Annotated in this window: 21 protein-coding genes; 12 read left to right on the top strand and 9 right to left on the bottom strand. The window is 41.4% G+C overall.

Annotation, left to right across the window (positions count from 1 at the left end; translation table 11 throughout):
- Positions 1–24: 24 nt before the first annotated feature.
- The gene (locus tag CLI64_RS30900; RefSeq protein WP_157943302.1) at positions 25–219 is read right to left on the bottom strand and encodes a hypothetical protein; all 195 of its coding nucleotides are present in this window, start codon (positions 217–219) and stop codon (positions 25–27) included.
- Positions 182–982: an HAD family hydrolase gene (locus CLI64_RS20870; RefSeq protein WP_103139004.1), complete on the bottom strand. Its 801-nt coding sequence runs from the start codon at positions 980–982 to the stop codon at positions 182–184. The genes CLI64_RS30900 and CLI64_RS20870 overlap by 38 nt, the downstream gene beginning before the upstream one ends.
- A 105-nt stretch (positions 983–1,087) precedes the next feature.
- On the opposite strand from CLI64_RS20870, the gene CLI64_RS20865 reads away from it, so the two are divergent.
- The gene (locus tag CLI64_RS20865) at positions 1,088–1,888 is read left to right on the top strand and encodes a hypothetical protein (RefSeq protein ID WP_103139003.1); all 801 of its coding nucleotides are present in this window, start codon (positions 1,088–1,090) and stop codon (positions 1,886–1,888) included.
- A 95-nt stretch (positions 1,889–1,983) separates the two neighbouring features.
- Here CLI64_RS20865 and CLI64_RS20860 read toward each other — a convergent pair whose 3' ends face one another.
- The 3 genes from CLI64_RS20860 to CLI64_RS20850 form a co-directional block, all read right to left on the bottom strand.
- A complete protein-coding gene (locus CLI64_RS20860; RefSeq protein ID WP_103139002.1) occupies positions 1,984–2,718 on the bottom strand; it encodes a DevA family ABC transporter ATP-binding protein in 735 nt (244 codons plus the stop codon).
- Between the two features lie 142 nt (positions 2,719–2,860).
- On the bottom strand, positions 2,861–4,039 hold the full coding sequence (gene devC / locus CLI64_RS20855) for an ABC transporter permease DevC (protein WP_103139001.1): 1,179 nt from the start codon (positions 4,037–4,039) through the stop codon (positions 2,861–2,863).
- Positions 4,040–4,143: 104 nt separating this feature from the next.
- Positions 4,144–5,568 carry an HlyD family efflux transporter periplasmic adaptor subunit gene (locus tag CLI64_RS20850; protein ID WP_103139000.1) on the bottom strand — a complete coding sequence of 475 codons (1,425 nt, stop codon included), beginning with the start codon at positions 5,566–5,568 and terminating at the stop codon, positions 4,144–4,146.
- Positions 5,569–6,434: 866 nt separating this feature from the next.
- On the opposite strand from CLI64_RS20850, the gene CLI64_RS20845 reads away from it, so the two are divergent.
- A complete protein-coding gene (locus CLI64_RS20845; RefSeq protein ID WP_103138999.1) occupies positions 6,435–7,673 on the top strand; it encodes a hypothetical protein in 1,239 nt (412 codons plus the stop codon).
- A gap of 2 nt (positions 7,674–7,675) precedes the next feature.
- Positions 7,676–8,224 carry a hypothetical protein gene (locus tag CLI64_RS20840; protein WP_103138998.1) on the top strand — a complete coding sequence of 183 codons (549 nt, stop codon included), beginning with the start codon at positions 7,676–7,678 and terminating at the stop codon, positions 8,222–8,224.
- Positions 8,225–8,323: 99 nt separating this feature from the next.
- On the opposite strand, the gene CLI64_RS20835 is transcribed toward CLI64_RS20840, so the two are convergent.
- From CLI64_RS20835 to sat, 3 genes are all read right to left on the bottom strand, one after another.
- On the bottom strand, positions 8,324–9,442 hold the full coding sequence (locus tag CLI64_RS20835) for a Gfo/Idh/MocA family protein (RefSeq protein ID WP_103138997.1): 1,119 nt from the start codon (positions 9,440–9,442) through the stop codon (positions 8,324–8,326).
- Between the two features lie 215 nt (positions 9,443–9,657).
- The gene (locus CLI64_RS20830; protein WP_103138996.1) at positions 9,658–11,817 is read right to left on the bottom strand and encodes a caspase family protein; all 2,160 of its coding nucleotides are present in this window, start codon (positions 11,815–11,817) and stop codon (positions 9,658–9,660) included.
- Positions 11,818–12,033: 216 nt separating this feature from the next.
- Positions 12,034–13,212, bottom strand: coding sequence for a sulfate adenylyltransferase (gene sat, locus CLI64_RS20825; RefSeq protein ID WP_103138995.1), 1,179 nt, complete (start codon positions 13,210–13,212; stop codon positions 12,034–12,036).
- A gap of 465 nt (positions 13,213–13,677) precedes the next feature.
- Between sat and CLI64_RS20820 the strand changes: the two genes are divergently transcribed.
- The gene (locus CLI64_RS20820) at positions 13,678–14,148 is read left to right on the top strand and encodes a hypothetical protein (protein ID WP_103138994.1); all 471 of its coding nucleotides are present in this window, start codon (positions 13,678–13,680) and stop codon (positions 14,146–14,148) included.
- Between the two features lie 174 nt (positions 14,149–14,322).
- On the opposite strand, the gene CLI64_RS20815 is transcribed toward CLI64_RS20820, so the two are convergent.
- Positions 14,323–15,648: a hypothetical protein gene (locus tag CLI64_RS20815; RefSeq protein ID WP_103138993.1), complete on the bottom strand. Its 1,326-nt coding sequence runs from the start codon at positions 15,646–15,648 to the stop codon at positions 14,323–14,325.
- Between the two features lie 178 nt (positions 15,649–15,826).
- On the opposite strand from CLI64_RS20815, the gene CLI64_RS20810 reads away from it, so the two are divergent.
- From CLI64_RS20810 to CLI64_RS20775, 8 genes are all read left to right on the top strand, one after another.
- Positions 15,827–16,435 (top strand): Uma2 family endonuclease, encoded by a 609-nt coding sequence (locus CLI64_RS20810; protein WP_103138992.1) that lies wholly within the window; start codon positions 15,827–15,829, stop codon positions 16,433–16,435.
- An 89-nt stretch (positions 16,436–16,524) separates the two neighbouring features.
- On the top strand, positions 16,525–17,199 hold the full coding sequence (locus tag CLI64_RS20805; protein WP_103138991.1) for a Mo-dependent nitrogenase C-terminal domain-containing protein: 675 nt from the start codon (positions 16,525–16,527) through the stop codon (positions 17,197–17,199).
- A 212-nt stretch (positions 17,200–17,411) separates the two neighbouring features.
- Positions 17,412–18,455: a GTPase ObgE gene (obgE, locus tag CLI64_RS20800; protein ID WP_103138990.1), complete on the top strand. Its 1,044-nt coding sequence runs from the start codon at positions 17,412–17,414 to the stop codon at positions 18,453–18,455.
- A gap of 84 nt (positions 18,456–18,539) precedes the next feature.
- Complete coding sequence (locus CLI64_RS20795; RefSeq protein ID WP_103138989.1) at positions 18,540–19,124, top strand: Uma2 family endonuclease; 585 nt, start codon at positions 18,540–18,542, stop codon at positions 19,122–19,124.
- A 106-nt stretch (positions 19,125–19,230) separates the two neighbouring features.
- Positions 19,231–20,073: a YaaW family protein gene (locus tag CLI64_RS20790; protein WP_103138988.1), complete on the top strand. Its 843-nt coding sequence runs from the start codon at positions 19,231–19,233 to the stop codon at positions 20,071–20,073.
- Positions 20,055–21,404, top strand: coding sequence for an O-antigen ligase (locus tag CLI64_RS20785; RefSeq protein WP_103138987.1), 1,350 nt, complete (start codon positions 20,055–20,057; stop codon positions 21,402–21,404). The genes CLI64_RS20790 and CLI64_RS20785 overlap by 19 nt, the downstream gene beginning before the upstream one ends.
- Before the next feature lie 1,060 nt (positions 21,405–22,464).
- A complete protein-coding gene (locus CLI64_RS20780; RefSeq protein ID WP_103138986.1) occupies positions 22,465–22,986 on the top strand; it encodes a Ycf51 family protein in 522 nt (173 codons plus the stop codon).
- Positions 22,987–23,423: 437 nt separating this feature from the next.
- Positions 23,424–24,620, top strand: coding sequence for an iron-containing alcohol dehydrogenase family protein (locus CLI64_RS20775; RefSeq protein WP_103138985.1), 1,197 nt, complete (start codon positions 23,424–23,426; stop codon positions 24,618–24,620).
- The last annotated feature ends 3 nt before the right edge of the window (positions 24,621–24,623 follow it).

Here is a 24,623-nt window from a genome sequence, read left to right as displayed (position 1 = left end):
TAATGTAAACAGCAGCAGCCGACACTACCATATCAAAGTTGTTGAGTAATTCGGCGATAATAGCGATCGCTCAACCTTAGACAGACGCAGATGAATGTGATCATGATCTATATCTACATATGTTCTCCCTAGAAATACCGTGATGAGCGATGTCTGCGACAACGGGAAGCGCGATCGCCGCCTAACCCCTGTTTGCCAAGATATAATCACAAAGCTCACAAAAACCTTTTCCCTCAGCCGCAGTGGTAACATAGGTGGGTTGATACTGCATTTGGCTGACATATTGGCGCACATTCGCCACGCCTACAGACAAGGGAAAATCTCGATAATTGAATAGGCTTTGATCATTAGGACTATCCCCAACTGTCACAATTTGTTGCGGGTTGTAATCAGGAAAGTATTCTCGCAATACTTGCAATAAACCAATGGCTTTCTCTTGTTTTTGGGGTTTGATGTGACACTGCACATTACTATAAGTAAATCCCCAACCCAGTTTTTGACAGAGATCATCCATAGTTTGGAGTGCATCCACACTCAAACCCGCTACATCAAATGTCCAATCGGTGATGCGGAAGCGATTGTCAGCAGATTCTTGAATTTGGGGGAATTTAGTTTGTAAATTGGCAAAAACTGTGGCTAATTCATGACGATGGGCTGTGAAATCTTGAATAGGTGTTAATGCTATTGTTTCCTCACTTCCAGATAAGTATAGCAGTCCACCATTTTCTGCGATCGCCCCAGTGATTGGCAGTAGGCTATTTAATCCATTTACCCAGCCAGCAGAACGTCCTGTGACGATCATCACTTTAATCCCAGCCGCTTGTAAGTCTTCTAAGGTTTGTAGTAAAGCGGTGGAAAATTTGCCCTGATTTGTCAGTGTCCCATCCATATCAGTAGCAATCAGGCGAATTTTGCCCCAGTCAGTAGACGCGTTTGAGGACAGAGGCTGGAGACTAGCCGGAATATCAGGGTTGATGTACATATGTCGTGAAAGACAAGCCGTAAAAAATACCAATGATACAGCAATATCACAGGCAAAATTTGGGCATCCTAAAAATACTAACTCCAGTGTTTCTGTTTATGACCTATGCTAACTCCTGTATATCTTGCCCAAACATCTTCAAAACCAAAAAAGCCAATAACTACACAACAAGCAGCAAAAGATTCTCAGATACCGCCAGTATTCATCATGACTTCTGGCGGGTTATTAGTAGCATTGATTGCATTGGTTGTTTTTGGGAAAATGCAATTAACTAAATTAGAGAAAAAGATTAAGTTTGAACAATTCCGTGCCAGAGAATTAGAGAAAAAATTTAAACTAGCATTAGAAACTATCCGCAAAATGGAAACTAATCCCGATTTAGTTAACTCGCGGGATTTTAACCTAGACTATCTGCGGATGCGGATGTCTGAGGAAGTGTTTCATTTTGCGATTTTGAATCAAATTAAAATCAGGGTTAAAGATAAAGTTTCCCAAGCCTTACGTCCTAGTCAGTCAAACCAAGGAACGGTGGGAATCGCGAATAATGCAGCGCGACAAGTGGATGAAATCTTTGATGTGGAATATGAATCTGGAACTCCGCCAAATATAGCAAAACGCGTATTATTTCGGATTCAGATTCGTTTGATGAAGTTACCAACACAGGCAACTTCTGCCACGATTAGCCAGATTATTGACTGCATTGAAACCTATCTTAGTCCCATAGACGAAGAAGACAACTGGCAACCGACAATTCAAGGACGCATTGCTACGATGCACTGGGATCAGAAAGCCAAACCAACACCTCTATTAGTGTTAGAACAATCTAACGAAGGTGTGAACGTAACTTTCCGCACCAGTCGCCAACCCAATGCTTCCACACCACAAAAGCCATCAGGTGCTAGATAGTAGTCAATGGTCAATAGCTATTAACTACTTCTTCTACCTTGTCTATCTTATCTACCTTGTCTCCCTTGTCTCCCTCTGCTCCCCTGCTCTCTTCCTTAAGGTTTCTCACTCCATGCGCCACCATCGTAACTGATGACTGCGCTTTGGGAGTCACGAGCTAGGATTCCGTCTTCCATTTCGACGATGCGATCGGCGATGTCTAAAATCCGGTTATCATGGGTGACTAATAAAATAGATGTTCCTTGTTCTTTAGCGAGACGCTGCATAATTTCGACAACATCACGCCCTGATTGTTTATCTAAGGCTGCTGTTGGTTCGTCAGCTAAGACTAGAGGGGGATTATTCACCAAAGCACGGGCGATCGCAATTCTTTGTTTTTGCCCACCAGACATATTATCTGGATAATAATCAATCCGATTTTCTAATCCTACAGCTGTAAGCATGGCTTTTGCTTGAGCGATCGCTTCTTCTTGAGAAACATGATCGTTCAATTCCACAGCCATCTGTACATTTTGTCTTGCAGTTAAAAACCCTAGCAAATTGTGGGCTTGAAAAATATAGCCGATGCTACGCCGAATTTGCACCAGTTTACTTTGACTCGCACCCAATAATTCCACACCCAAAAATTTTAGGCTGCCTTCTTGTACAGAACGCAAACCACCGATTAAGCTCAATAGTGTAGTTTTACCTGAACCTGATGGCCCAGTCATAATCACAATCTCTCCTGGATAAATTTCGAGATTGATATCAAATAAAATCTGTCTTCTTAGCGCGCCTCTGCCATAATAATGATTGAGATTACTAATGGCAATTACAGGTTCTTTTCTCATGGTTAATTGACTTGCTAATAGTGATGATTTCAAATGCTGATTCGTGATTTAAAACAATATTTATAGCTTTATCAGCACATTTTTACCTTGATATTGCTGTATTTAAGTCAAATTTATAATTGAAATTTTAGGCAAAATTCGACTAAAAAATATCTGCTGGGTCGGCAGAGTTTAATTTTCTCACGGCGATTGTACCAGACACTACACACATTACAAATGTTAAAATCAGAACTGTCACAGCACGCTCAAAACTCATAAATACAGGTAATAATGTAGCGTTTCTAGCAGTTTGATACATGAACATTGTAAAAGCCCACCCAGGAATGTAACCAATTAGGGCTAATATTAATGCCTCTTGGAGAATGACACCTAATAAATATTTGTGGGTATAACCTATGGCTTTTAAAGTAGCATATTCCGATAAATGATCTGTTACCTCTGTATACAAAATTTGGTAAACAATCACGGTTCCCACAATAAAACCCATGATTGTGCCTAAAGTGAAAATAAAACCAATAGCTGTACTACTTGCCCAATAATTACGCTCAAAATCAATAAATTCTTGTTTGGTTAAAACATTGACATCTTGAGGTAAATAATTGCGTAATTCTTGAGCAACAGCATTCGCATTAGCACCTGGTTTTAATCTAATTAAACCAATATCAATTAACCCCTGACGACGAATAGGGAATAAACGTAAAAAATTGACATCACTGGTAATTAAGTTACCATCTGCACCAAAAGATGCACCCAAAGTAAACAGTCCTACTACTTTAACTTGTCGTCTGCGAACTTCTGCCGTGACATTTTTACCTTGTTCAAAATACTTGGCGATCGGCCCATATTCTTGTCGAGAAGAACGGTCAAATAAAACAGTATCAGACAGTTTGAGTTTATCTAGATTTTCCTGTACTCCTGGTAAATTAAAGAGATTGGTTTCAGGATTAATACCAAATACCAGAATGCTGCGAGTTTTACCAGTATCAGGATTTTTCCAAACTGAATAATCCAAATAGATGGGATGCACTGATTTTACAGATGGTAATTCCAAAGCTTTATACAATCGTCGCTGTGAAAAGCCTTTCATAGCCAAGACAGCATTAGATTGACGATTTAATAAAACAATATCACCTTGTAAACTAGTATGTAACCGGACGTTACTGTAATACAGTGCATCCCGGAAACCAAGCTGCATAAACATCAAGATATCAGCAAAGGCAATTCCGGCTAAAGCGACGGCGAGGCGAGTTTTTTCTCGTGTTAATTGCAGCCACGCCAGAGGTATTTTTTTACGATTAATTGTTGTAAGTAAATTGGTCATTAGTTATTAGTCAATAGTCAATAGTCAATAGTCAATAGTCAATGGTCAATAGTCAACAGTTAACAGGTAATTCATTACTGTTCCCTGTTTTCTGTTCCCTTTGATTAGTTATTAATTTCAACTAATACTTTGGCGTTGGTTAAACCAGAAACTTTTTGACTATCTTCTGGTGACAAAGTGATTTTGACTTCTACGACTCTGGCATCAACATCAGCTGCGGGATCATTGTTGAGTACGTCTTTTTTGCCGATTCTTCTACCAATTTCGGTGACAGTTCCTCTGATTTCGCCGCTAAATGCACCGTTATCACTAGAGACAGTGACATTTTGACCAACACGCACTCTACCAATGCTGTCTTCTGGAACTTCCGCAACTACCGTCATTTGCTCAGTATCACCCATTTCGGCTATACCTTCTGAGCTAATAGCTTCACCTGATTTGGTATGAACTTTTAAAATTTCTCCAGATGTGGGTGCTTGTACGTAGCTTAATTTTAGTTCGGCTTCGGCTTTTCTGAGGTTAGCGATCGCATTACTCACTTGTGCTTGCGCCATCTGCACATCGGTAGGACTAACTTCCACCAGTCTTTTGAGTCTGGCTTTTTCTTCGTCGATTTGTCTTTGCAGCGTGGCGATGGTTTTGTCGCGAGTAACTTTAGCTTCTATTAGCTGCTGTTGCAAAGTAGATAGAGTTTTGACTTGGTTGGCTCTGGCTTCTGCTACTTGCTGGCGGATAGTCGCTACTGCTTGACGTAGGCTTGCTTGGGTTTCGATTACCTGCTGATTTGCTGTAATCGCGCTCAATCGCCTATTATCTCGTTCTTGCTGGGAAATAGCCCCTTGTCTGTATAAAAACTCATAGCGTCCAGCATCCACCTGAGCATTACGTTGCTCGGCGCGGATACGGTTGAGAGTGGCTCTTAAACTGTCTTGTTGTCCCCTAAGTTCAGCTTCTAAGCGGTTAACTGTGGCTTGTTGAGCAATTTTTTCCGCACTTAATTGAGCAGCTATGCGCGTAACTGTAGCTTGTTGGGCTTCGCTTTCGCCGCGTAACTGAGCCTGCAAACGCGCAATTACTGCTGTTTGCGCTTGAATATCTCTAGGTGAACCAACTCTTACCTGTGCCAAATTAGCGCGGCTTTCTAAGAGTTTGGCTTTTGCTTCTTCCACAGCCGCTAGCTGGGTATCATGATTATCTAAAATAGCGATCACTTGACCTTTTCTGACACGTTCTCCCTCTTTGACAAAGAGCTGTTTAACTCGTGAAGCTGATTGTAATCCTCCTACTGGCGCAGAAAGTCTAATCACTTCTCCTTGTGGTTCTAAACGTCCTAAAGCACTAACACTACTAGCAACTGGTTTGATGGGTACAGATGGGTTGAATTTGCCTATTTGCTCCATTTTGGCTGTAGCTAATAAGCCGGCTGCAACTGCTACTGGTAGAGCTACAGCAAGACCCCACCAAATCTTAGGTTGTTCTAGCTCAAGTGGCTGCTCTCTTGAACTTTGCTGCTCAGTCACCCTTGACATGGTTTTTTGCCCGTTTATCTGAAATTTCTTTAATGAAAGGAAGGAGGTAGGAGGCAGGGGGGCAGGGGGCAGGGGGCAGGGGAGAAAAATCCCCCAACTCAGCACTCAGCACCAGCTAAACGCCGCGCTACCACTAACAGCACGGGCTAAACGCCCCGCTACCGCTAACACTACTCGGCACTCAGCCTATACCTGATAAATATTTAACTTCACAGCTTGAATCAGCTATGAGGTGAGATGCAAATTTTGGATTTTAACTACCTATAGTGACTAGACTTAATCACCCTGCTTTCTCTACTAAAACTGGGTTACTGTCTCTCACGAATAGTTGAGTATTCGTAAGTTATTTAAATGAGGAATCTGATTTTTCAGATAGATTTCAGTTTGCCAAACTTTGCCAAAATTTTCTGCAACTTATATGACTTTATGGGGCTGTTTTAGCAATGTAATGCCAAATTTATCATCGAAATATCACACCCGCAGATAATTTTGGTTCTACCTAGTAACATTTTACTGAAACTATTCTGATAACTTTGTGAACATAATTAATCATTAATGGTAGTAGAAGAATTATGCTGTATTTGCACATAGTTTTGTTACTTTAGCAGTGATTTTTGCAGTTTAGCAATAGCATAAAAACTTATTTTTAATGAGCTATTACTCACAAGTCACCACTTCTTAAAAAAAATGGCTCACGTTCTATTGGTGATGCAGTATTGATGGAATCACAGCCGAAATGTTGCGAAATTTTGAGAAAATCAACCCTTAGAGGAATCAAGCTTGAGGAAAAGTTAAGATACGGAGTATAAAAAGTCATTTTAGGATATAGTGTGGCAACTATCGAAGACCACTGAGAATCAGAAGTTATGCGTCTTTTTTTATGCTCTCTTCTACTGACTCTTTTGCTTTTATTTCACTTTGCACCACTAGCACAATCAAAAACGCCTTTTGCAGAGATTGAGACTTACTTAATTAATGCTCAATTTCAAGAGGGTGAAGCAGCCTTAGTTGCCAAGATTCAAGAGAACCAAAATGATGATCAGACGCGGTTTGGTTTGGGTATTGTACAACTAATGGGTGCAACTGAAAAGTTAATGCAGTCATTGTACCGTTATGGTTTACAGCAAAACGGTATTACCCAATTTTTTCCGATTTTGCGTTTACCTGTACCAGAAAATCCGCAACCGCAACCAGTCACTTACAAAGACGCTCGCAATATTTTGCAAAATTTACTGGATGATTTAACTAAAATCAGAGCCACTCTTGAACCTATTAAAGATAGTAAAGTTAAATTGCCTGTGCGGCTTGGTTTAACACGGATGGATTTTAATGCTGATGGGAAGCTAGAAGAAAATGAATCTTTCTGGAAAACTTTTAGTTTATTGTCAGGGATACAAACCACCGAAAAAGCTGCCGAAAATTTTGCGATCGCCTTTGATTTCGGTGATGTCATTTGGCTCAAAGGTTACTGTAATTTACTCTCTGCCATGACTCAAACTGTTTTGGGATACGATGAAAGTAAATTGTTTGATTCTACAGGTCATTTAGTCTTTGCTAATCCTCAATCAGCTTATCCATTTTTAGCTAAAGGTACAGGTATATTCAGCTTCGGTAATATTGACATTAGCGACATTGTAGCCTTTGTTCACCTGATGAATTTTCCTGTGGCTGAACCAGAAAGGTTAAGAGCTGCAATCGAACATTTACAAGCGGTGACAGGCTTAAGTCGTCAGTCTTGGGATGCCATTTTAGCGGAAACCGATAATGACCGAGAATGGCTACCCAACCCCAAACAAAAGGCTGTAATCCCTAATGCAGCAGTGACTCAAGAAATGATTGATAGTTGGTTAGCATTTTTAGATGAAGCTGATACTTTACTCACTGGTAAAAAGTTAATTCCCTTTTGGCGAAAACGCGAAGTTAGAGGGATTAATCTCAATAAAGTTTTTACTGAACCGCAACCGTTTGATTTAATTTTGTGGGTTCAAGGAACTGCGGCTGCTCCCTATTTGGAGTTTGGTAAACAAACTGATGCAGCGACTTGGCAGAGATTATTAGAAGTTTTTCGCGGACAATTTTTTCAATTTGCAGCTTGGTTTAATTAGTTATGTACTTAAGAACAATTTTTCTGGCGATCGCTACTTTAAGTTTCACCTTTTCTGATTACAATATTAGTTCAGTCAAGGCTAATACTTCTCAAGATTTCATTGCTCAAAATATTAAACAGCAGACAAAAGGCATTACCACCAGGAGTTTAGAAGTAGGTAAAATTAAACTTTCCATGTCTGAGCAGGTAGTGAGGAGGCTTTTAGGTAAACCATTGAAAGTGGAAAATAAGTTTTTCCCTGCTATTGGTAATGTGCGGACTTTGAAATATTCGGGCATCACTATTGATTTAGATGAAGGTGTACAGCCTCGTTACTTTACTGTCTATCAAATCACAGTTACCAGTCCTAAATACGCCACTGTCAATGGTATAAAAGTCGGAGATAGTCAAGCAAAAGTTCTGAAAGTTTATGGTAAACCCCCCAATAGTGAAAATGGACAGTTCACTACTTTAAGCTACGGAATTGACGAACCAAGTCCCGCAGGTTTAAATTTCACAATTAAAAATGGCAAGGTAGCAGAAATTTTCTGTTTTTATCTGATGAATTAATTGCAGGAAGAAGAAGTTCTTAGTAAGGACTTTAGTCGTCATCTCAGGACTAAAGTCCTTACTACAAACTATTTATCTGCACTGTATTGATTGATTATGTTACTCACCACCGGGTGAAGCAGCATGAATTAAATCTGGCTTCTCTTCCACGGGAGGACGTTCAATCGATTGATCTGATGTGGGACGTTGATCACGTTCAAGAGTTGGAATTGTTACAGGTTGACCTGTGGCAATAGATTGATATAGTGCTTGAATAATTCTGACATCAATTAGTCCTTCAATACCGTTTGGTTCGGGTTCTTGATCTGACAAAATACAGTCAGAAAAATAGGTAAATTCAGCTGCTAGTTGGTCGTGGCGGGGAAAATTCCGTTCTTGAGTTTGACCCTCAATTGTTAGATAATGCTTGATTTCTCCTTGCCATGTGTAGGCGGATTCAACAAATAAATCGCCTTTAGTTCCCACAACTTGATAATTAGAAACCTTTGCTCCTCCAAAGCTACAGGTAAACGTTGCTAGGCGTTCATTAGGAAAGCGGAGAATCACACTAGTCATTTCTTCCACTTCACTAAAGCGTTGTTCTCCCTTAGTGGCGGCTACTGCAAACACTTCTGTAGGTTCGTCCTGAAATAAGTAGCGTGCAGCATTAATGCAGTAAATACCAATATCGTAGAGTGTACCACCGCCAGTAATGTCTCGCAGACGAATATTACCCTGTTCTACTTGTTGAGTAAAAACTGAGTTAAAAGCCCGCACTTCACCAATTTGCTGGGAGTTGACTATTTCCACTGCTTCTAGATTTGCTGGTTCTAGGTGTAGTCGGTAAGCAATCATCAGTTTGACACCGTTGTCGTTTGCAGCCTTAATCATGGACTCGCATTCTTGTTCGGTTACGGCCATTGGCTTTTCACACAAAACATGAATTGCTTGATTAGCAGCACGCACGGTGTATTCACAATGTAAGTGATTGGGTAATGCAATATAAACAGCATCAATTTCATCACTGGCTAGACAGTCCTCATATTCTTCATAAGAGTAAGTATGGTCAACGCCATACTTTTGGCTGAGTTCTTCCAGTTTTTCGGGATCGTCTGAAACTAGCGCGACTAATTTGGAATTTTCACTGTGAGCAAATGCAGGTAAAGCGGCTTCTTGAGCAAACCAACCCAAGCCAACCACAGCATAACGGATTTGGCGATCGCTTTTGCTGTTTGTCATTATTTGACCTCTGCAAGAAAAACTTGCATCAAAATTGCTCTTCTACTGTCGTCAAGTTTTTCCCGCATTCCATCTTACGGATGAAATAAATGCTCGTCGTACTTAAGTTGGGGATTGGGGACTGGGGATTGGTTAGAGGAAGACTTTTACTCATTCCTCGTTGTTTGTTCTCTTGACCGCAGGTTGGTGATTTATTTTTACTGTGATTTTTTTTACTAGGCGACTTGAAAACTAAAGTTGAGACTTGCCCAATGATTTACGTCTAATATATAAGTATCGGTAACTGTGCTACCTGTCTCAGTCTTACTATTACTAGCATTGTGTAAGTCTTGCATTAAGGCTTGGGCAATTACTAAGGGATTTACTAGTGTACTAATTGGTTGTTGGTCGCCTGTGGGAGATTTGGCTATTTCTAAGGCTTTCAAAGTTTCTTTAAAGGGTGCGGTACTCAAAATTAATTGATATTCGCATTCATAAGCAGGCCCCGCAATCGTCCAGCCTGATGTTGTGGCGGTTTGGGGTAAGGTGATTGTTTCACCAGGGGCGATAATTATGGGTTGGAGTTGCAGTTTATTGTCGGGGGCTTCGGCTTCTGAGATAATTTGCCAAGGATAAAATGCGATCGCAGTCCGATGATTTTTCATCCCTAATAGCATTAAATAAATTGGGTTTTGGCTTTTGTTCTGCACTCGATACTGCACCCTACTACCAATGGGAATCACAGGAGTTTTAAGGGTAGCATACTGGGTACTTGATGATTTTTTAGTAGAAGTTTCCACTACAGCATTTCGTAGGGTTTCCCGTTGTAATACTACTCTTGGTGAAATTCCTACAACCTCTAAGCTGGCTTTGACAGGTAAGCGTGATGAACCTTCATTTTCTGTGAGTCGCCATAACTTTGCAGCTAACAATGAGGGTAATTTTTTGGCTAGTCGTAGTGCGGCTACTTTTACAGCTTCGCCAAATTCCCCCGTGGTGCTAGGTATGGGTTCACCACCCAAGGAAAATAAACCATAGCGACTGGGGGTTTGTAGGAGTTTACCAAATATGTAGTCGGCGGGTTGTTCTCCCTCGACTACAGTGGAAACGTGGGGAACGGCTGCAAACGCACTCGTAGCATCTACCCGTTCAATTCTTTCTAAATTTGTATTTAAAGCGACTGTTAAATTAATATTTCTCGGTAATATCCGCACTGTTTCTTGCAGGAGTTGTCCCGCTTGTAGGGGAGTTGCATCACTGATTTTAGCAAGTTGTGCTTTGGCGGTTAATCCCGTGCGCGATCGCACCACCAATTCTTCCCCTGTAGACAAAGCCAAGCGAGAATTACTACCGTAGTATTCTAAAACCTGGGCGGGTAGCCCTCCTAGCCATATCTGCGCGGCTTTACCGTCCTCCTCTGTAGCGATGATTGCACCTTCAGCCCCGTTATTACCATCGGGGAGTAGATTTTCTATAGTTACTCCCGCTTGATTTTTCTTGTTACTCACAAGTGCAGGTTGTTGTTTACTCCCCAACTGAGACATTGCACTAGCAACACGAGAAAAACTGACTTGAATAGTAGTAGATGGGGTAGACTCCCATAATTGTTGGGTTAAAGCATAGGTAAATAACCCTGCACTAAATCCAGATAGTAAAACTTCCCTAGCGACTTGCTGTATATCTGAGGTAGCCGATAGCACCACAGCCGGACTATTGAGTTCTACATCTGGAGTTTTGCTAGCGGTTTGGGTTTTGAGTTTTTGTAGAAATGCTAGTTCATCGGCTGCTAATTGCACCTGTGCTGATTCTGGAAAGGCGCGAATTCTTAAACCTTTAGTTTGGATGGTATTAGGGGGAGAATAACTAGTGTCTAAAACTGCCGTGATTCGAGCTGTAGAGAGCGATCGCAATAGTAATAATAAGGTTTCTTCTAATAAATAATTACCTACGGGAGCGTTTTGTAATGCTTGATTTTCATCGGTAGGTACTAAAGCATTTTGGATTTGCCCCGGTGCTACCTGAATCCGTGTCCCATAACCGCTAAAATGGAAAACTACCACATCCCCGGCTTTGGCTTGCTGGGTGAGGTGTTCACTAAAAGCCGCCTCAATGAATTCTCTGCTAGCTTGTTCATCAGTCAGCGTCAGAATATCTGAAGATTGGAAGCCGAACCGATGAATCAACAGTTCTTTTTGCAGTTCGACATCAGTGAGACAACCATTGAGAGCAGGAATATTTTTGTAATTATTAATACCAATCAATAAAGCTAATTTACGGGGTGTTGGTTGAGCTAAAGCTTGATAATAGCGGTCACTAAAAGTCAACCATTCAGCTTCAGTCACACCCAAAACAGCGAGTATTGAGCCAATCCTTTGTATAAAACTCCGACGCTTCATAGTTTAGGGGTGTAAGGGTGTAGGGGTGTAAGGGTGTAGGGGTGTAAGGTGAGTGCTGAGTGCTGAGTGCTGTTAGCGGTAGCGCGGCGTTTAGCCGGTGCTGAGTATTGAGTGCTGAGTATTGAGGAGGATTTTCTCTCCCCTGCTCCCTGCACCCCTGCTCCCTGCTCCTCTGCTCCCCTGCCTCCTCTACACCCCCATACCCTTATACTCCTTTTAGGCCAATACTTGTACTCGCATTGCCCTGGCTAATTCTGCGGCAACTTCAGGACGAGAAAATTCTGGTGGGGGTAACTCACCACGACGCAGCATTTCTCGAACTTTTGTCCCCGATAGGTGAATGCGTTCTTCTGGTTTGCTGGGACTGGTTTTGGTAGTCGCCATTTGTTTGGTGCGGGTGCAGTAAAACGCGTGTTCAAACTTCATGGGGACAATACCCAATTCCCCAGGCTCAAATTCATCGAAGATATATTGAGCGTCGTAAGTACCATAATAGTCACCCACGCCAGCATGATCACGACCGACGATAAAGTGGGTACAGCCATAGTTTTTCCGCACTAAAGCGTGGAAAATCGCTTCACGAGGGCCAGCGTAACGCATAGCGGCGGGATTAATTGCCAAAATTACCCTGTCCGCAGGATAGTAGTGTTCTAGCAAAATCTCATAGCAGCGCATCCGCACATCCGCCGCGATGTCGTCTTCTTTAGTTGCACCAACTAAGGGATGTAAAAATAAACCATCTACTGTTTCTAAAGCGCACTTTTGAATGTATTCATGGGCGCGGTGGATGGGGTTGCGGGTTTGGAAACCGACAATTGTTTTCCAACCCTTATCTCTAAACATTTGGCGTGAAGCCGCAGGGTCAATTTGGTAGGCGGGGAAATAGGGGTGGGAGTCGCGTTGTAATAACCAGACATCACCAGCTAAATTCACCGCACCTTGGTTATAAACTACCTGTACCCCTGGGTGTTTTGCGTCATCAGTACGGTAGACGTTAATAGCTTCGCGGGTTTTATCGTAATGATATTTTTGTGTCAGCTGTAAAACCCCGACATATTCACCTTGGGGGTTATCCAGACGCACAAGACCACCTTCTTTTAAAGGTGCAGCTACTTCCTCTGTTACTGAGAGGGTAATCGGAATTGACCACACAGTACCGTTAGCAAGCCGCATTTCGGCTACTACGCGGTTGTAGTCCTCTTCATTCATGAAACCAGTGAGTGGACTAAAACCACCGATCGCGATCATTTCTAAATCAGAAAGCGAGCGATCGTCAAGTTGTACCCGTGGTAAAAACTCGGCTTTAGAAAGAAACTCGGCTTTTTGTTCTGGTGTGGCAATACGATTGACTAACTGTCCACCGTGTGGTGCAATGGCATCTGGACGTTGACTCAACTTACATTCCCCCTTGGCGATAACTACGATATGTTGCGAACTATGTACTAACTTATCAAAATGCTGGTACGACTCAAAAAAATAGTTTGGTAAAAATTGCAGAATTGATCATCGGGTATGGGGCATAGGGAATAGGGCATGGGAACATAAAAAATGAGAGGATGTCACAAGAGGCATGGGAGCAGGGAGCAGGGAGCAAGGGGGAAGACTGAGCTTGCGCCCCCTCACAAGTGTAGGTTTTTTACCCAGCAGTGAGTGATGACTCTCAGACTAACGAGAGAATCATCGTTTCACTCACCCCTACACCCTTACACCCCTACACCCCAAAACCAAAGTTTTTGGTACACAACGTAAAAAAACTACACCTGTCAGGCTTGCTCCCCCTGCTCCCTGCCCTCTTCCCCTCTGCCTCTTCCGTCAAGTCTTACTGACAACCACTACAAGATTGTTACAGCTCATCTACCTATGAAAAAATACTCTCAAAAATTATTGTTGGTTACTGGAATGCTTTGTAGTTTTAGCTTGTCACCCTTGTCAGTCCAAGCACAACAGCAAACACAAAATCCTCAAATTTCCGCAATGGTAGAAGCTTTGCGCCTAGCTGCACCGCAAACAGGCACAGCTAACGATGCCTTGTATACTGATTGGCAAATTAAACCAGAAACCCTCAAAGCTTGGTCAAGGAATTGTCTGAAAAGAGAAGTTAAGCCAGCACAGTTTGAAAATGACCCAAAGCTAACGCGCCAAGTCGTTAGTTGTATCATAAGCCGCGAGTTAACTCAGCAGTTTCGCGCTACTAATAACGAAACTGCTGCCGTACGTAACGCTGCCTGTTGGTGGATGACTGGTAAATATACAGGCTGTAACAGTGGCTTTACCGGTAGTTATGTACAAAAAGTTGTGGCTTTCTATCAAAAAGAACGGGCGAGACAATAGTCATTAGTCAATAGTCAATAGTCAATAGTCAATAGTCATTAGTCATTAGTCATTAGTCATTAGTCATTAGTCATTAGTCATTAGTCATTAGTCATTAGTCATTAGTTATTCTTCTCCCTTGTCTACCTTGTCCCCTTGTCTACCTTGTCTCCCCTGCCTCCTACTCCCTTCCATTCACTTAAACCCCTTGACTGACTTTTTCGGCTTCTTATCTTTAGGTTTAGACTTATTTACCTCCGCGACAGCAGATTGAAATAATTCGTGCAGATGTATGGGTACACTGGCGATTTCTGGTAGTTCTGGTTTGAGAGGTTTTTGGAATTCTTGTAGAAGTTTGTCTAAGTCATCAGCAAGGCTAAATTCTGGGCGTTGCAAATAATCTCGTAGGAGTTTTTCTAAGGTATCGGGATAATTTTGGGCTAAACGATACCAAACGAAAGCATTAGTATATTTATCTTCTAGGTAATGACGCACTAATTTTTCTGCACCTTCTATGGTTCGCCAATCTTCTGTGGTTAATAATTTTTGGAATTTAGTATAAGTTGGTAAAAATATTTGTCCCCAACGGGGATGAGAAATGGCTGTGACTTGTTCTGCTTTTTTTAATTCCGCAGGTAAATCAACTTTTGGCATGACCATTTTACTGTTGCCATTTTGTTGATTCATTAGCTGTGATACTAATTTGCCATCAGCACCCGTTTCTTGAATTGCCGCTTGAATTTCTGTTTCTGAAACTCCAGCCTCGGCAGCTAATTCACTCAGAGATTTATTTTGATTAATTCCCAGTGCTGCCAGTCGTTGCTCAGAAATTAATTCTTGAAATTCCCCAATTTTTTGATTGAGTTGATACCCAGGTAAGGTAATCTCATCACTACCAAAAAAGTTAATAAATTGCTCATGATAGTGTGATACCGACTGCCAAGCAGCTTCTAATAATTCTGGTGCATCACTGTAAAGATAATGTGGATATTTCTCTTTAAAGTTACCAATGGCTACGGCTAGTTTAGGCTTACCTAATTTGCCAAGTAGAGTATATTTGCCAAAAAATGTCCAGTATATATCAGTTACAGGGGCAATACGAACTAATATAATTTCTCCGGTTTTTAAGCGTGAAGTTTCTTGTAAAGTTTGATGATTGTTGATTCTAATAATATAATTTTTATCTGTTAACCAGTTTTTTAACTCTAAGCGATCGCCCTCAATTTGCATAATAGCAAATAAAGCAATAAAGCTACGATGCCAACTATCAAGTAACAAGCGATCGCTCTCTGTAATATCTGAATATTGCGCCTGGAATAAATCTATAGGTGATTGGTCTTTAACTTTCCCTTCTATTAAAAAGCTATCAATAATAAATTCTTGCTGTGTGTTATCTTGCCCACGGCGAGATTGTTCGGCTGCATAGGTTTCTAAAGCTTGTGCTAAATCCCCTTCTGCATCCAGCACAAAATCTAATAAAGCCTGTTTTAAAAAGTGCGATCGCTCTAAAATTGTATGCACAAGTCTATCTTCTGGTACAACATTTGTAGATTAAGACAGACAAGAGAATCACAGCATCTAACAACAGCTAGATTTGCCATAATATACATTTGGTAGGTTGACTAATTGGTAATACTCTCCTCCCTTGTCACCCTTGTCTACCTTATCTATCTTGTCTCCTCTACACCCTAAAATTCCCATGATTGCAAACCCCAGTTACACCTACATCTCCCCAGAAGACTATCTCAAAGGCGAAGAAACCAGCCCCATTAAGCACGAATATCGCCAAGGTGAAGTTTACGCAATGGCTGGGGCGAGTAATACTCATGTAGTCATTTCTTTAAATATCGCTTCCAGATTAAGAAATCATTTACGTGGAAGTGGTTGTCAAACTTACATTTCAGACACGAAAGCCCACATTGAATCACGGAACATTTATTACTATCCCGATATAATCGTCAGTTGTGACCAACGAGATAGAGCCTTTGAGAATTTTATCCGTTATCCTTGCTTAGTCATCGAAGTGTTATCACCTTCTACAGAAGCCTTTGACAGAGGAGATAAATTTGCTGACTATCGACAAATGGAAACACTGCAAGAATATGTTTTAGTCAGCCAAAATCGCATAAGTATTGATTGTTTTCGGCGTAATCAAGATGGACAGTGGGTACTTTATCCCTACGTTAAGGAACAGGAAATCCATTTAGCTAGTATAGATTTTCGGTGTGCGATCGCAGACGTATACGAAGATGTCACCTTCGAGTTACCCCAACCTCCAACCGCCGAAACTCCACTGACAAGAGAATAAAACAAACATTACCCATACCCCATACCCTATTCCCTATGCCCCATACCCATAGCTTATTATGAACTGAGAAAACCACAAGGCGTAAGTATATGACAACTGTTGTTCAATCACCCTACAGCAGCGAACAGATAGCCGCTTGGTTGCGGGGACTGCTAACTATAGCTTGGGCAGACGGTAACTTTGACGAACAAGAACAGCAATTAATTGCTAATATCACCAAAGATGAATTAGCCCCTTGTTTGGAATGGGACTCACTAGAAGTCATCACCCCAGAAGAACTAGCAACAGTTTTAGGGAAAAATACACCAACTGCGGAGAATTTTTTGCGTACAGCTGTTATGGTAGCGATCGCAGATGGTACCTATTCCCCCAGTGAAGATCAAGTCCTACATCAATTTTGCCAAGCCCTCGGTGAACCAGAAGACATCCTCTCAGCCCTACGCCACACCATAGAAGACAAAGCACAAGCAACTCCTCCCATCGCTGCACCATTTACAGCCCCCACACCAGACGCACTTACACCCTTACGCGACTGGTTAGATGGACTAGATGTCCAAGACCCCAGAGTTGCCCGATTTTTGTGTAAAATGATTCCTTCCCAATGTCCCTTTGAGCGAGATGTCACCATATTTGGACACAAAATTGTCCATATCCCGCCATTATGTAAAATTAACCCCCTGTATGAACAACTTGTGGGCTTACGCTTCCGCGCCCTCTCCTACTTAGCGGATGAATGTAAAGAAGATGTTTCAGAATATATTTAGTTACTAGTCATTAGTCATTAGTTATTAGTCATTAGTTTGGCATAATAGCAATAAGAAGGTCTAAGGCAAAAAAGACTAGTTATAGAACATAGAATGTTGAAGGTGCGTTCATAGCCATGACGCACCATTGTTATCAGTAGATAAAAATTTCAGCAGATAAATAACTATTGACTATTGACCATTGACTATTGACCATTGACTAATAACTAATTATGCAATTTATTGACCAAGCACAAATTGAAGTAGAAGCCGGTAAAGGTGGCGATGGTATAGTCGCTTTCCGGCGAGAAAAATATGTACCAGCAGGTGGGCCTTCCGGTGGTAATGGGGGGCGTGGTGGTTCGGTAATTTTTATGGCTGTAGAAAACCTCCAAACCTTGTTAGATTTCCGATACAACCACATTTTTAAAGGTGAAAATGGCGGACGAGGCGGCCCTAATAACTGCACAGGTGCATCCGGTAAAGACTTAATTATCGAAGTTCCCTGCGGAACAGTGATTTATGATGCAGAAACCGGAGATTTCATAGGGGATTTAACCGAAAAAAACCAAAAATTGCTAGTTGCACAAGGCGGTAAAGGTGGTTTAGGAAATCAGCATTTCTTGAGTAACCGTAACCGCGCCCCAGAATACGCCCTCCCAGGACTACCAGGAGAAAGAAAACTACTACGTCTAGAATTAAAACTCTTAGCAGAAGTGGGAATTATCGGTTTACCCAATGCAGGTAAATCTACTCTCATTTCTTCTTTATCAGCTGCGCGTCCTAAAATTGCTGACTATCCTTTTACAACGTTAATCCCAAATTTAGGCGTAGTCAAAAAACCCACAGGTGACGGTACAGTGTTTGCGGATATCCCTGGACTCATTGAAGGCGCAGCCGAAGGTGCAGGTTTAGGACATGATTTCCTTCGCCACATTGAACGCACACGGGTATTGCTGCATTTAATCGATGCCACCAGCGATGATATTATCGGAGACTACAATACAATTCAGCAAGAATTAACAGCATACGGACGCGGTTTAGATGAAAGAATGCAAATTATTGCTTTAAATAAAATCGATGCCGTTGATAGAGAAACTGTAGATTTAGAAGCATTAGCAACACAATTAAATCATCTTGCTCATGTTCCTGTCTTCTTGATTTCTGCGGTGACTCGCACTGGTTTAGAGCCAATGTTACAAGAAGTTTGGCATATTCTCGACCAAATGAACACCATTGAAGAAACAGAGTTGTTGAGTTTAAATCAGCAGGTTTAAAGAAAAGTTGGTAGTGAGAGGCTATAGTCCTCTTTCTACTTTTTTGATTTATCAAAAACTTGCAGCCTTGGGGGTGGAAATATCATGACCATTGCACAAGAACAACACTATTATTCGCCTGAAGAATACATAGAAATGGAGGTGAATTCAGAGGAAAAACACGAATATATTGATGGGCAAATTATTCTTATGGCAGGCGGAACACCAGATCATAGTCAAATTGTGCTTAATTTCGGTGGTATAATCAACGGACTTCTGAAGCGTCAGCCTTATCGAGTTTCTACTACAGACCAACGTCTATGGATACCCAACAGACGAATTCACACTTACCCTGATGTCATGGTCATAAAAACTCCTTTGGAATATCAGGAGGGAAGACGAGATACTTTGATTAATCCGGTGTTTATTGCTGAAGTGCTATCAAAATCCACCAGAAGTTATGACAGGGATGAAAAATTTGCGGCTTATCGGTCAATTCCGAGTTTTCAGGAGTATATTCTGATTGACCAGTATAAAATTCATGTTGAGCAGTATTGCAAAACTGATCATAATAAGTGGATTTTCTCTGAGTACGACGACCCAGATGTCATATTGTCTTTGGCTTCTATTCCTTGTCAGGTTTTGCTAGGGGATATTTACGATAAGGTAGATTTCAGCATTGAGGAATAATGTCAAAGGTGTGTTCCATAAACCTTGATATCGATGCCAATCCTGAATCCGCGATCGCCTAGTAGAATAGGGTACAGATATGCTCTATGGAAGGGAGGAAAGGAAATTGGATGAGCTAAGGGCGGCGTTAGAGTTAGCCAGCGAAGATGAATTGCAAGATTTAACAGCAATTTTGTTTAGTAAGAAGTTTAATCCTTTAGATTATCTCCAAACGCCTGAACCTATCGAAGTTCAAAGCCAAAATCGTCGTGCTTGGCTGGACTCCTTAGAAGGTCGCTTTCGCTTTTTAGCCGCAGACGGAATGACAGTTTTACGTGGACGTACAAACCAAGTTACTTACCGTCAAGCACTAATTCAAGTCTGTAAATACTTAAAAATTCCTTATTCTGTCAATTTAACAACTATAGATTTAGAAGCAGAAGTATTTTTATATCTGCTAGGACAAGTTTGGAAAAAACTACCAGATAATGAAAAACAAAAATTGACTGTACAATTTCACAATCAACTAGCAAAATCAGAACATTCAGAACCTCTACCACCTTTATTACAACATGATCCATTGGGTTTACTGCTAAAAGGTGGTAGTGCTTTAGCTGTAACATCTGTAGTTAAGCCCTTCATCCTACAACAAATTGCCCGACAATTCGCCATTCACTTTGCCACCTATCAAGTAGCTAAAGATGCTGTGATTGCAGGTTCTCAAGCCGCAACTGCACAGTTTCAAAGCTATGTCACATTGCAAATGGCACGTCGAGGTATGGCTTTGAATGCTGCACGTTATACAGCAGTTCGCAGTGTCTTTGCTTTGGTAGGGCCGATGATGTGGACTTGGTTCTTTGCAGACTTGGGTTGGAGAATGATTACCACTAACTATGGTCGAATCATCCCCACTATTTTTGCTTTGGCGCAAATTCGTCTCACCCGTAGCGAATGTTGGGAGTTAGCTTGAAGTTAGGTTTTGATCGTTATTCCCCTCATAATCTGCAATTACCCTGGAAATTACTGCAAATCGGGCTATTAATATTCCCATTAAGCCCTTTTTTGGGAGCTGTAAGTATAGGATTTGCCACTCTATTTAGTTGGTTGCGCCAAAACCGCAAAATTATCCACACTCCCATTAATCAGGGCTTTGCAGTTTTTACTATCCTATTGCTGATATCTTCTAGCTTGGCAGTAGATAAACCAGCCGCTTTTATTGGTTTATTTAATTTACTGCCGTTTTTTTTGGTGTTTGCTGGGTTGAGTGCCTTAATTCAAACGGGTAATCAATTAAAACGTCTAGCCTGGATTTTTGTGATTGGTTCTGTCCCAGTTTTAATCATGGGTTTTGGACAGTTGTTTTTTGGCTGGACATCCCAGTTACAAATTTTAGTCCTAGATGTGGCGATCGCATCCGGTGGCAATCCCCCAGGGAGAATGTCGTCTATTTTCATGCACGCCAACATTTTTGCAGCTTATTTAGCGATTGTCTTCACTTTGGGATTAGGGTTATTGCTAGAAAGGGGGATTGGGGATTGGAGACTAGGAACTGGGAAACGCTATAAATCCTTACTGCGTAATCCTTATTATTGGCTGCCATTGATTTTAGTGGCTGATTTTGCAGCTTTGATTTTAACTAATTCGCGTAACGGATGGGCGATCGCGATCCTTGCCTGTTTAGCCTTTGCACTATATCAAGGTTGGCGTTTACTGGTGGGCGCGGTGACTGGAATTGTCGCTAGTGTTTTATTAGCAGCTTTTGCACCTGCGCCAGTAGCCCAATTATTTCGTCGCATTGTCCCCGCTTTCTTTTGGGCTAGGCTCAATGATGAACTATACCCAGACCGGCCAGTGGCTTTAATGCGAAAAACTCAATGGCAATTTGCTTGGTCTTTGACTCAGCAACATCCGTGGACAGGGTGGGGTTTACGTAATTTTTCCGCCCTCTACAAAGCGCACATGAATATCGATTTGGGACACCCCCATAATTTATTTTTGATGCTTTCCGCCGAAACCGGATTACCAGCTACTTTATTATTTTTTGGCTTACTAGGCTGGATATTATTTTCCGGTATCCAACTTCTGCAAAAATCCCATTCTCTAATTACAGAAAATCGAGTAATCATTTTTAGCTATCTTGTAGTTTTGATAGAATGGCTGCTATTTAATACAGTTGATGTGACTCTTTTTGATTTCCGATTAAACACGATATCTTGGTTATTATTGGCGGCTGTTTCTGGAATTACGTATCACCACTATCAGCATGATGCTAGAAAACATGAAATAGGAAACAGTAAGTAGCCGTCATGAACTGCGTACACAAGAAAACATGAAAAAGTCTTTCCCTTACACCCTTACACCTCTATACCCCTACACCCCTTTTTCAAGTCAGAACGACTTGAAAAAAACAAACTATGTGAAGTAATGTAAAAAGATTGGAATCTAGTTCGTAGTAAGGACTTCAGTCCTTATCAGAGGACTAAAGTCCTCACTACAAACCTTGAATTATTTACACCGTTCTACTTAAACAAGGCTAAAGTTCTTTTGGTTTATGGCTTTATTCGACCAATTAATACATTATTACCCACAATCTGCTTTATAAAAAATCAACAAATCTCAAGATGATTGCGGTGGTATATCCCACTACGAATTCTCAATAATCACCTTAATTAATTTTCAGTGGTTACACTGCGGCTATTTAGAGGTTGTAGTTAATAAGATAATTACATTCACGTTTGTGACTGTGAGTGTGGCTAACTCAAATTAGCCACTGTTGCTGATTGTTGGGAAGGTGTAGGGAAAAACAGTTTAGTTTTTTCCTGCATAACAGACATCTGAAAAGATGTCTTTTTTTATGCTTATTTTTTGATAAATTAAAGATATATCAAAATAGCAATATTTAACGATGTTGGCAAAATATTAATTACAGAACTAATAAAAATACTTTCTCATCTTGCAACTCAACGCAATATTTGTGATTTCATTCAAGAATCAACAGGAAATATAAATCGAGATGATTTACAGAGGCTATTAAAAAAGCTTGGAGTAGTTGTACTAGATAAAGACTTTGATGATATGTAGCCGCAACGCATCATATGATGGAGGTGCGTTAAGCTTTGCTTTAACGCACACTACTGGCGTGGCAAGGCTAAAACCGGGCATTAAGTTTGATAAAAACGCAGATAAACGCGGATAAACGCAGATAAAATCGATTTTTTAATGCAGCATTTAAGGCTTGCCACGCCACTACTGGACTATTCCCCAGTCACCAATCCCCAACCCCCAATCCCCAACTCCTGTCCCCATTCCGTCAGGGCTTAAAATAGGTATGTTTATCAAACGCCATTCGTAGCCAATTTGTATGCTTACAACAGCTGAATTTCTGCAATACACTCAATGGTCAGGTATTGCCACACTGGTATTTGCTGCTTTAGCAATATTAGCTTTTTTGTTTAAATGGGGTATCCGCTTTCGGCTAGTAGGTACAACTGGTTTTATGTTGGTGCTAACTGCTGGTTTGTTTGCCCTGTCGATAGTCCCTTTAAGCCGTACCGTGATTCCTGGCGCGGTTAGATATACCCTAGTTTATGATAATGGCTCAAATCAAGCTGTCATTGCCACATCACCGCAGATTTCACCGGATGAAGTAGAAGCTACCTTACTGCAAGCGGCTAGTAATCTCTATTCTTTCGGGCGTGGGGGTAGAAATGGTGATAATCAGCTAATAATTCGGGCGCGTACCATTATTCACCCAGAACCAGGCTTATCTATTCCAGTGTACTTAGGTGAAGCTAGGCGATCGCTCGTGAGTCGTGAAGACCAAAATTTAAGCGTGGAAATATATCCCGAAAAGTTCGCTCAACTGCCCAAATCTGATGCTTAATTAGCCTATGTTTATGGGCTGGGCTGCAATTGAGGTTTTGAGACTCTTTTGTAGTTCAGCTCGTATTCCTGCACTAAATTATCAGCGTTTCCTAAGAAAAAATTATTTTTTGTATTTAGATATACAATATTTGTTAATTTTAGATTAAGATATTACCTAAATGAATTTAACAGCGTCATCCACGCAATATACATACAGTCTACTCTGTATCAAATTCGTTAGACGCTCTAATATTTACTTTCCCTGAGTATTCTGACAGTGGTATCTTTAATAAACCATATAGTTATTCAAAACTTTGATATTTCTGAATTTATGGACAATGAGCAGCATCCGTGAATGACTCCCACTAGAAACACAGGGGTGGCCATGTCCGAGCAGCAGTTGCGATAAATTTAAATTTATTAAGAAACATCAAGGTTTTTGGCAAACTAGAGTATATGTCTAATCAAATATCTACTCCAGCCTTGTCTACTCAAACTTCCACTTCTCTACTCACGCTAGCAGTAGCCCCTGCCAAAGTGATGCGTGGGTCAAATATATTGTCCGCCGCAGCTTTAGAAATTGCCAAGTTAGGCAGCCGTCCGTTAATTGTGGCAGGCAATAGCACTATTGCGATCGCCCAGGAAATTTTACAGCCAATTTTAGAACAGCACAATCTCTATGTCACCCCTGTTTCCTATGGTGCAGATTGTGCCGAAACTAGCCTAAAATCACTGAGAAAGGCAGCTAAAGAACATAAAGCCGATGTAATTATCGGTGTGGGTGGCGGTAAGGCTTTAGATACAGCCAAATTAGTTGCCCATCAATTACAGTTACCCATCGCTACTATCCCCACCTCAGCCGCTACCTGTGCCGCTTGGACAGCTTTATCGAATGTCTATTCTGAGTCGGGGGCATTTTTGTATGATGTGGCTTTGTCTCGCTGTCCTGATTTGGTTATCCTGGACTACGATTTAGTGAAAACTGCCCCACCACATACTTTAGTAGCAGGAATTGGGGATGCGATCGCTAAATGGTATGAAGCATCTGTTAGCAGTGGGCATTTAGAACAGACTTTAATTATCGCCGCCGTCCAACAGGCGCGAGTCTTACGGGATATCTTATTTCAAAAGTCAGCCGCCGCCTTGGAAAATCCAGGGAGTGAAGTTTGGCAAGAAGTTGTAGACGCTTCCGTCTTACTAGCTGGGGTAATTGGTGGCTTGGGTGGGGCGCAATGCCGCACTGTGGCTGCTCATGCGGTGCATAATGGGTTAACGCACATAGCCGGACACAGCAGCATCCACGGGGAAAAAGTCGCCTTCGGCATTTTAGTGCAGCTGCGTTTAGAAGAAATGGTACAAGGTAATCAATTAGCAGCCGCATCCAGACAACAATTATTAAAGTTTTACGCAGAGATTGGACTGCCGCAAAAATTAGCAGATTTGGGTTTAGGGAACATTACCCTGGGTGAGTTACAAACAGCCGCCGAAGTCGCGTTAGCACCTGAATCTGATATTCATCGACTCCCATTTAAGGTTGCATTAGAACAGTTAATGGCGGCGATGGTTTCTACCACTGCACCGACAGAAAGTAGAGACTTAGTAAATCGTGTCTCCACCAGGGAAACAAGTAATGAAATCATGACTAATTCTTAAGGC

This window comes from Nostoc sp. CENA543 (genome assembly GCF_002896875.1).
In the GTDB taxonomy this organism is placed as follows: domain Bacteria; phylum Cyanobacteriota; class Cyanobacteriia; order Cyanobacteriales; family Nostocaceae; genus Trichormus.
This window is presented reverse-complemented; position numbering and strand designations above follow the sequence as displayed.